Genomic DNA, 2,582 nt, shown 5'->3' on the forward strand with positions numbered 1-2,582 from the left:
GTTTCAATTCCGCCATGTCTAGAATCGTATTGACAGACTCTTCCTTCGCTGCGTCAATGAATCCGCATGTGTTCACAATAATGACGGTCGCTTCTTCCATGTCTTCAACAAGGGAATAGCCACGTTGATGAACCAACCCTGACATGATCTCGGAGTCGACCAGATTTTTCTCACAGCCGAGTGTTACAACTTTTATTTTTTCCGACATTTCAATCCCCCAACTTTTATGCCTATCCTGATTCTGCGTCAACTTTAGTCGGCTCCCGATCGGAGCTTTCATATCTTAACAAGTATAATATAACGTCTCGAGGGTGTCAAAAAGCCATATTACGTATAAATAATCCAAAAAGAAGCACCCGAGACGGATGCTTCTACTCATGCAATGGCAAGTATTTATACCGGTCGCTTCAGTTCTATAACCACGTTCCGGGCATTCTTCGTATCAGCAAATGTAAGGACGGTATCATTAACCATAATATCCGCAGCAGCTGGCAGGCCGACTGTCAAATACACACTTGTATCTGACACCCACTCACGAATATCGCCTTTCTTGTAGAGCTTCTGTTCCAACACTTGCCGTTCTGTCTTGCCTTCGGTAGTCGGGACGATCTTATCAATGCGAAGCCAGCATTCTTCCCCCTTCGTAGTTAACTTCACATTCAACTTATCCGCGTTCAGTAGCGAATAAAAATCCGTGTTGTTCTCACTCCGTACTAGTGTAAGCACAGGCACCGCTGGGGTAGGCGTAGGGGTAGGAGTTGGACTGGCATTAGCTTTCGAACCTGACGTTGAACCCTGACTGCCTCCATCGGAAGTCAGAGACTTGTTATCAGGAACTGACTTTTCAGTAATCTTATCCGCCTCGTCAACCTGTTTATTAGATTCTCCCTCGTAGGATTGACTGATGAAATAATAAATAACACCGAGAATGAGCATGACAAAAGCCAGCATCAGGATGGCGGAAGCCCATTTGCTAATCTTATCCGAATTACGTGCATGCGTTTTCTTGCGTCTGATGGGCTCAACCGTCGTTTCAGGGGTCGGGGTCGGAATTACATTTCGGTACATACCAAGTACTTCGTTCGGATCCAGACCGACGGACTCGGCGTAACTTTTAATGAAAGCCCGGACATAAAAGCTTCCAGGCAATACTTTGTACTCTCCTGTCTCTATTGCTTCCAAGTAACGTTTCCGGATCTTCGTCATCTCTTCCAACTGATCCAAGGAAATGTCGTTTTCCAAGCGCGCTTGCTTCAGTAACTGTCCCAGCTCGGACACGGCATCCTCACCTCCTTGAATGTTACGCCATGCTTAATAACTAGCAGGCTAGATTAAAATCCCGGCTCGTGATCCATATTGATAAAACTCTCATAGGATATCTCTTCTTCCGGGGTATTCCTTAGTTCGATAATGTAATCAAAGTGATCGTATGTGTATTCGGATTCACGAATGAATATATCGGGATGTTCAATCACTTTCGTTGACGGCATTCTCATAATTTCCCGGAGCAATCCATGATGCTTCTCATTGGAACGCATCGTGGAAACTATGCCATCTATGATGAAGACGTTATGCGTGTTCATCTCATCCTCAGAGAGTTGACTGCGCACCGTTTGACGCAGCAATGTGGATGATACGAATGTCCACCGCTTCTGAGCACACACACTTCCGGCAATGATCGATTCTGTCTTCCCGACCCGCGGCATCCCTCTAAGACCGATGACCTGATTACCTTCACGCTTGCATATTTCCCCTAAGAAGTCGACAAGTAACCCAAGTTCATCTCTTGTGAAGCGAAACGTCTTGCGATCGTCGGAGTCTCGCTCGATATATCGTCCATGTCGAACGGCTAAGATGTCAACAAGCTTCGGTGTACGTAAAGCGGTTACTGTTATATTATCCACTTTCTTTAACATTTTACCCATTAATTCTATTTTTTCATCATCATTCGTCTGAAGTAGCATACCGCGTGTTTTATCTTCTACCCCATTAATTGTCATGATGTTCACTTCAAGCATCCCCATCAGTGAAGCTATATCACCAAGTAACCCTGGACGGTTTTTATGAATCTTATATTCCATATACCATTGTTTAACTTCCATTCTAACACCCCTCACATAAGCTGYAATATATGTACAATAGCAGACTATCCTCATAATTAGTCAATATTATTAATTATTCTACAATTTTCGCTTCTTTCCTCCTAGAGGTAATAACTTTTTCCTACACTAAGCGCAAAAGCCTCCTTCATCAGGAGGCTCGGCGATCTTGCTTTATTTCACTAATTTGACCATCAAACGTGCGATCATTCTTTTCTCATCTTCGTCTGCTACATCCCAAAGTTCCTTCAGGATTCGCTCTTCCTTGTTCTCCGGATCGATCTTATCGGATAGGAATTCTCCGATCTGAAAAGCAAGCTTGGAGATGGTCTCATCGCTCATCCCTGCTTTATGAGCTTGATCCACCCGGTCTGACAGGAAGGTTTTCCATTTCTCAAAGCTTTGCAGTACCGTAGACATGATAACACTCTCCTTCGACATTATTGTACAGCAGCAGTTGCAGTTGTAGGAGGGGCATTAGTC

Annotated in this window: 3 protein-coding genes and 1 pseudogene; all 4 read right to left on the reverse strand. The window is 44.2% G+C overall.

Annotated elements, in window-relative coordinates; translation table 11 throughout:
- Positions 1–208 (reverse strand): annotated as a pseudogene (locus tag AC1DWB_RS33415) (30S ribosomal protein S12 methylthiotransferase RimO); the annotation flags it as partial.
- Between the two features lie 185 nt (positions 209–393).
- On the reverse strand, positions 394–1,278 hold the full coding sequence (locus AC1DWB_RS33420) for a helix-turn-helix domain-containing protein (RefSeq protein ID WP_477545397.1): 885 nt from the start codon (positions 1,276–1,278) through the stop codon (positions 394–396).
- 53 nt (positions 1,279–1,331) lie between these two features.
- Positions 1,332–2,102, reverse strand: a complete 771-nt coding sequence (locus tag AC1DWB_RS33425) for a DUF3388 domain-containing protein (protein WP_477545398.1) — start codon at positions 2,100–2,102, stop codon at positions 1,332–1,334.
- 171 nt (positions 2,103–2,273) lie between these two features.
- Positions 2,274–2,519, reverse strand: a complete 246-nt coding sequence (locus AC1DWB_RS33430) for a DUF3243 family protein (RefSeq protein WP_477545399.1) — start codon at positions 2,517–2,519, stop codon at positions 2,274–2,276.
- Positions 2,520–2,582 lie beyond the last annotated feature (63 nt).

Source organism: Paenibacillus sp. P4_E11 (genome assembly GCF_056401635.1).